Source organism: Crenothrix polyspora, assembly GCF_900163755.1.
Classification (GTDB): Bacteria; Pseudomonadota; Gammaproteobacteria; order Methylococcales; family Methylomonadaceae; genus Crenothrix; species Crenothrix polyspora.
In genome coordinates, this window is sequence record NZ_FUKI01000027.1 from 1 (window position 1) to 6,605 (window position 6,605).

Genomic DNA, 6,605 nt, shown 5'->3' on the forward strand with positions numbered 1-6,605 from the left:
AGTTTATTATCATCCCTATTTACCAGTTACACCATAACGTCACACAATTCGCCCCATGAGCCATGATTTTTAGTAAAAATTGGCAAAAAAGTGCAGGCAATATTTTTGCAAAATAACATGTAACAATATGATTTTTATATAAATTTTTTTGTCAATGCGTAGCTCCTATTACTCAGTTACAGCCACCGTTCGTGCTGAGCTTGTCGAAGCATGAACGGCACACTTCGACAAGCTCAGTGCGAACGGTTACGCTGTAACTATTGAACTGTGAAAACGCTGTAAATCAAACCCGCTAAATCTCAAGCGTATTAACTACGTTATCTTTGTTTACTCACACAGCCGCAACTGTTTTTTGCCGCTAAAACGGAATATCATCATCAAAATCATCAAAGTTTGCTGGCATATTGGGCATGCTGCTGCCCGCACTTGCTTCTGGCATAGGCCGTGAAGCTTGTGGTGTACTGGGTTTTTCTGGCACAGCATGGCTTTGCTGTGGGTATTGGCTAGGCTCGCCCGTGTGCATAGCGCCGGTGCCGCCACTTCTACTGCCTAGCATGTGCATTTCGGTGGCGATAATTTCTGTGGTGTAGCGATCTTGTCCGTCTTGGCTTTGCCATTTACGGGTTTGCAAACGGCCTTCCACGTAAACCTGGCTGCCTTTTTTTAAATATTCACCGGCAATTTCTGCCAAACGATTGAAAAAAATTACCCGATGCCATTCGGTCGCTTCTTTTTTTTCACCGGATTGCTTATCTTTCCATCTGAAAGTAGTGGCAACACTGATATTGGCCACTGCGCCGCCAGTGGGCATGTAGCGCATTTCAGGGTCTGCACCTAAATTTCCAATCAACGTCACTTTATTGAGCATAGCGTTTCCTGTTGTTACTGATTGATATATTGATTAATTAACGCTTGTAACTGATCTTTTTGCAAGCATTGGTTATCTACTTTCAAATACGCCACCGCTTCGTCTGTGCGCAAGGTTACCTCTTCCACACCGACAATTTTTAATACTTCTGTAACAAACGTGTCTATTTCCTGCGCTGACATTTCGTTTAAATACAGCATTAGATTAGCCCAGTAACGCGGCTGCTTCATGGATAACGACAGCAACAACCAGCTAAACGCCGCCACAGCACATAAAATAAATACTGCCCACATCCCGTATTGGCCGTAACACCAGCCACCGGCTGCACCGCCTAAGCCTGCACCCAAAAACTGGCAACTGGAATAAACCCCCATCGCCGTACCTTTTAAATCACCAGGTACGGTTTTAGAGATTAACGACGGTAAGGTGGCTTCCAGCAAATTAAATCCACAGAAAAATAGCCACAAAAAAATAATAATACCCACCAAACTGCCACTGGTCATTGCCAGGCCTAAATCGGCCAGCACTAACGCGGCAATGGCACCGATAAACACCGGCTTCATCTTGCGTTTTTTCTCGGCCAAAATCACAAACGGGATAATCGCCGCCATTGAGGTAACAAACACCGGCAAATACACCAGCCAATGTTTATCGGGTAATAAATGTGCATCACGCATGGCAAGCGGTATAACGACAAAACTGGCGGTCAACATTAAATGTAATACAAAAATGCCGTAATTCAAGCGTAATAGTTCAGCATCTTTAATAATACTGGAGAATTTGGACGGAATCAGCTGAGTATCGCTATGGCTTTTGTAATTGGCCGGATTGGGCACAATATAAATTACCACTAAAATCGCCAGTAGGGTTAATACTGCCACCATCCAAAATAAGCCGTGTACGCCAATAAGCCCTGCTATAACAGGGCCTGCGGTAATGGCAACACCAAACGATACCCCAATGCTAGCGCCAATCAGCGCCATTGCTTTGGTACGGTGGACTTCTTGGGTTAAATCGGCGACTAACGCCATAATGGTGGCGGCAATCGCGCCGGAACCTTGTATGGCTCTGCCGATTAATACCCCATAAATAGTTGTTGACAGTGCGGCCACTACGCTGCCGATAAAAAATAAAATCAGACCAATAATAATAATCTGTTTACGGCCATAGCGATCTGACAAAATGCCGAAAGGGATTTGCAGCACTACTTGTGTTAAGCCATAGATACTGATTGACAGCCCCATTAAGAACGGCGTAGAGCCTTCCAGTTGTTCGGCAAACAGTGACAACACTGGCATAATTAAAAACAAGCCCAACATGCGCAAGGCATAAATACTGGCCAATGACCAGGTGGCGCGTTTTTCCGATGCCGACATCGGACTGGTAATATCCTGCACGTTTGTCAAAATCACTGACTCCTTGAGCTAAGCTATAAAAAAAACGCAATCTGCAGGTACGGTATTAACGTCAGCACGGATTGATTTTTGTAAAAACGCAGATTATAACAATCTTTAACCCGTCCGCGCTGAGCTTGTCAAAGGACAAAGGATTTGTGGTTCGATGGGCGCATAACGAATGACCTTTTAAAATAGCGACCCGTTAACGATGCGAAGTAGTGCGTTCGTATTAAATGAATATAAGTCAACAACAGCCGACAAGCAGATGATTTCAATAACTTTTAGTGCAAAAAAATATTCTTGCGTTACAGGTGATTAATCTTGACAAATCCAGTAGATAATACAAACTACAATAGATTCCCTTATTCGAGTACCTTCTTTGAACGATATGCCCTTTAGTATGCTGTTTGGCATGCTTGCAGTGATGCTGATTTTGTCAGCTTTTTTTTCCGGTTCAGAAACGTCTTTAATGACGCTCAACCGTTACCGCTTGAAACACCTGGTAAAATTGAAACACAAAGGCGCTATTAAAACCCATGTCTTATTACAACAACCAGACCGCTTACTGGGGCTGATTTTATTATGCAATAATTTTGTCAATAATTTTGCTTCATCCATTGCCACCGTTATTGCCATAAAATTGTATGCTGATGAGGAGTCCAGTGTGGCTATTGCCGCTGCACTGCTAACCATTGTGATGTTGATTTTCTCAGAGGTGACCCCTAAAACTCTAGCGACTATAAAACCTGAGTTGCTTGCGTTTCCTGCTGCGTGGATTTACACGCCGTTACTTAGAGTTCTGTATCCTATCGTTTGGTTTATTAATCTATTTGTTAATCTGCTATTAAAGCTGGTGCGGGTGGATGTCAAAAAGAATAATACGTACACCATTAATAAAGAAGAACTCAAAACCATCATTGCTGAAACTGACAGCTTGATGTCGCAGCGCTACCAAAAAATGCTCATGAGTATTTTGGATCTTGAGACCGCTACCGTAGAAGACATTATGACCCCGCGTAATGAGATTGTCGGTATTGATCTGGAAGCGCCGCTGGAAACCATTATCGATCAAATTAAAAACAGCCCGCACACCCGTATGCCAGTGTACAAAAAAAGCATTGATCGCGTGATTGGTTTTTTGTATTTACGCAAAGTGTTGTTGTTGTTAAATATGGACGATTTTGATAAGCACACGCTCATCAGTTTATTGGTAAAGCCCTCGTTTATCCCAGAAAGTACGCCGGTACACGCGCAAATGGTGCGTTTTAAAGACGAAAAAATCCGTGTGGGTTTGGTGGTTGATGAATACGGCGATGTACAAGGCTTGGTGACGATGGATGATTTGCTGCAAGAAATTGTTGGCGAGTTAATAACTGAAGATGTCACGGCGAGAAAACAAAGTGACGGCAGTTATTTGGTGGATGCCAATATTACTATCCGCGAATTAAATCGCGTAACGCAATGGGCGTTACCCACCGAAGGTCCAAAGACCTTAAATGGCTTGATTATTGAGTTTATGGAAACCATCCCCGATGCGGGTATTAGCATAAAATTACACGATTACCCGCTGGAAATTATCAAGTGCGATGAACATGCGGTAAAGCTGGTTAAGTTTTTGCCGCAGAAACAGTCAAAGGTTCTAAAAAAACATACTTAAAGCGAGTTTATCACCCCGCACGTTTGCAAGCCCTGCTTCACTGCTTCGGCAATAGCTGTACGCACCGGCTGCGTTTGAATAGCTTGTTCTTCATCTCGGTTAACAATAACGCCTGCTTCTAACAGTACCGCAGGCATAACAGCTGTTTTCAATACCACTAAATTATCATAATAGTACACACCATTATTTTGATCCGCCCATTTTTTGCCTTCACCCTCAATATGCTCCGCATGGTGCGTAGCGGCATGAAAGCCGTGTTGCTTAAGTGCCGCCCCTATTGCACTGGCGCAGTGTAAACTGACTGCACGCTGTGGATTTTTTTGGGATACAAACAAAGAAAATCCAGAAAAACTATCGGTATACTGTTGCACCACTCCCTGCCATTGCCACGGCTTTAGATAACGCGGCTGCACGGAATCATGATGAATAGCCAGAAAAAACGTTGCCCCTGTCTTTTTAGCAGTTAATGTCCGTTCAGACAAAGATACACTATTACCATCAGTGCCAATCTGTACTGTGTGAACATTCTGTGCGTGTAGAAAATCATCAATAACGCGTGCCAGCCCAACATTAAACTTAAATTCAGGCTGGCCACGCGCACTGATCGCACCCGAATGTAAGCGTGAATGCCCGACATCAAGCGCGATGAGCGGTACATTATTCCTAGCCGCCACTTGCGATATCGCCAAGGGCAGTGCAATTACCAGGCAAATTTTTCTAAGGTGCGCCATGTGTCGTTAGCCAAATACTTATTAAAGCTTGCTGTTTTGGCAGCCAGAACTTGAGCACTCACGATGGCGATCTTGAATAAAGCGTAAACGTTCTACAGTAGTATCCGTTGCACAATTCAGATTGACATAAAAACCGTCGGTTTCATGCTTAGAGCATTTCGTGTTTCTAGTTTCTATCCACGCTAATTGACCGGTTTTAAGCGCCAATTTGCCATTGCTATCAAGCTGAGCATACAGTTTTTTATATTGCTCATTAATTTCTTTATCAGCCTCCTGATAAACTTTGTTGAGACAATACAAGCCATCAAAATCATTTTTGGGTGTATCACACGCCGAATTGGCGGCAACACTCCCTGACACAAGCAATAATACCAACAACGCTAAATGTTTCATTTCATTCCCTTACAATAAAAAATCAACAATATAACCAAGCCCGAGTTAGCTAACACAGTACAGTCATTAATATCAGCCCTGGAATGATACCTAAAATCAAACCCAGAACAATGGCAATCGTTTCGCCTGATGAGTAATTACAGCCCGTTTTACCGACACCCAGATGAACAGCGCGGTCATTATCAAGCCCTGCCAACATGATGCCAGAAAACTCATCCGCGATTTGTTGCTGATTGGCAGCCAACTTAATGTGTTGACGCATGTCATGCAGACGTTTTTCGGCAATACGAATATCATCACTTAAAGGCATCAGCGTACTAGCACTGTGCAGGGCATCCACTGCGTCGTCAGTCGGCGCTAATGCTAACTTTCGTGCTTCATCAATCGAACGGGCTGTGACTATCTTTAAATGCAGCGCTTGCAGTTCTTGGGTCTGCGTTGAAAGCCCCTTTATCATATCCACTGAAGACAACGTATTCGCCATTGCGTTTTGCATAAGACCGCACATCAGCAATACACACACAATTTTTGATAAATTAATCATGGCTACCTTTTTAATAAAAAATCAGTTAAAACAGAACATCACAATAAGTATAGACAAAATTGTCTTTCAGGCTTTACAAAAATACGTTAGACTGTCAAAAACAACTGCCGTAATCTAACAGCGCTTCTTCGCAATTAAAAAAGATACGCGGATAGTAAATACGTATAAACATCATTAAGCCGTATTCTACAAAAACAGCCACCGTAGCCAATCGTGCCAGTGCTGCCCACACACGTAAGCGTGTATTACTGGAACAGCGCCAGATACTGATTGACCACCACACAACTCCTAAAAACAATGCAAAATGTATTTCATCCCAGGTGGAAACAGTAATGCTTGCTGATTTAGCCAATAAGTCGGCAACTACCAAGCCGGCATTTAAACACAGGAAAAATGGCCAAAATACCCAATACAAGGACACGCCACCCAGCCATGCCGTCAACAAAAAATTACTATACGGTTTGGGCTGCCAATTTTTCTCTTGTGGCGCACTGATATACAGTAAAACCAAAATAGCTACAGTCATGAATAAAAATTCGAAGAAATTGACTGATTTAATGTCATTAAATAGAATAGGCAAAGAGTAAAAAAACATAGTATTCGTGTATCCCTGATCAACTAAAAATTAGGCAGATTATTACAATCCATCAAATTATACGCCATAAAAAACCCGATTAAGTCAATAACCTAGCGAGATTTTCAAATACTGCCACGCTGTATTTTTAACTTACTAAAGTACACTAAAACACAGGCTATTGCTCACATAAGGAGCGCGTCTCGCCAGGGCAACATAAGCATTACATAATTGACTATCGCCAAGCTTACTTGCCAAATATTACAGCGTTTTCAACTTAGGAACGCGCACGAAATAACTTGAGCAAGTTCATGCTTCGACAGGCTCAGCACGAACGGTGGTGGCGTTTAAGTTGTTCAAGTTATTTCATGCACGTTCCTTAGGGCAGTTACAGCCACCGTTCGTGCTGAGCTTGTCGAAGCATGAACGGCACACTTCGAC

Annotated in this window: 7 protein-coding genes; 1 reads left to right on the forward strand and 6 read right to left on the reverse strand. The window is 42.8% G+C overall.

The genetic code is table 11. The features are described 5' to 3' along the window. Positions 1-358: 358 nt before the first annotated feature. Both ssb and CRENPOLYSF2_RS01870 read right to left on the reverse strand, forming a co-directional pair. Positions 359-868 (reverse strand): single-stranded DNA-binding protein, encoded by a 510-nt coding sequence (gene ssb, locus CRENPOLYSF2_RS01865; protein WP_087142270.1) that lies wholly within the window; start codon positions 866-868, stop codon positions 359-361. 14 nt (positions 869-882) lie between these two features. After that, positions 883-2,244, reverse strand: coding sequence for an MFS transporter (locus tag CRENPOLYSF2_RS01870; protein ID WP_087142276.1), 1,362 nt, complete (start codon positions 2,242-2,244; stop codon positions 883-885). Positions 2,245-2,644: 400 nt separating this feature from the next. Here CRENPOLYSF2_RS01870 and CRENPOLYSF2_RS01875 point away from each other — a divergent pair, with 400 nt between their 5' ends. After that, the gene (locus CRENPOLYSF2_RS01875; protein WP_087142271.1) at positions 2,645-3,922 is read left to right on the forward strand and encodes an HlyC/CorC family transporter; all 1,278 of its coding nucleotides are present in this window, start codon (positions 2,645-2,647) and stop codon (positions 3,920-3,922) included. Here CRENPOLYSF2_RS01875 and CRENPOLYSF2_RS01880 read toward each other — a convergent pair. From CRENPOLYSF2_RS01880 to CRENPOLYSF2_RS01895, 4 genes are all read right to left on the reverse strand, one after another. Further along, positions 3,919-4,653 (reverse strand): N-acetylmuramoyl-L-alanine amidase family protein, encoded by a 735-nt coding sequence (locus CRENPOLYSF2_RS01880; protein WP_087142272.1) that lies wholly within the window; start codon positions 4,651-4,653, stop codon positions 3,919-3,921. The two genes, CRENPOLYSF2_RS01875 and CRENPOLYSF2_RS01880, sit on opposite strands and share 4 nt — an antisense overlap. Before the next feature lie 21 nt (positions 4,654-4,674). Next, entirely contained in the window at positions 4,675-5,046 is a 372-nt protein-coding gene (locus CRENPOLYSF2_RS01885) for a lysozyme inhibitor LprI family protein (protein WP_087142273.1), read from the reverse strand. Between the two features lie 49 nt (positions 5,047-5,095). Continuing rightward, positions 5,096-5,590 (reverse strand): hypothetical protein, encoded by a 495-nt coding sequence (locus CRENPOLYSF2_RS01890; RefSeq protein WP_087142274.1) that lies wholly within the window; start codon positions 5,588-5,590, stop codon positions 5,096-5,098. Positions 5,591-5,684: 94 nt separating this feature from the next. Next, positions 5,685-6,116 carry a hypothetical protein gene (locus CRENPOLYSF2_RS01895; RefSeq protein ID WP_245807858.1) on the reverse strand — a complete coding sequence of 144 codons (432 nt, stop codon included), beginning with the start codon at positions 6,114-6,116 and terminating at the stop codon, positions 5,685-5,687. Between the last annotated feature and the right edge of the window lie 489 nt (positions 6,117-6,605).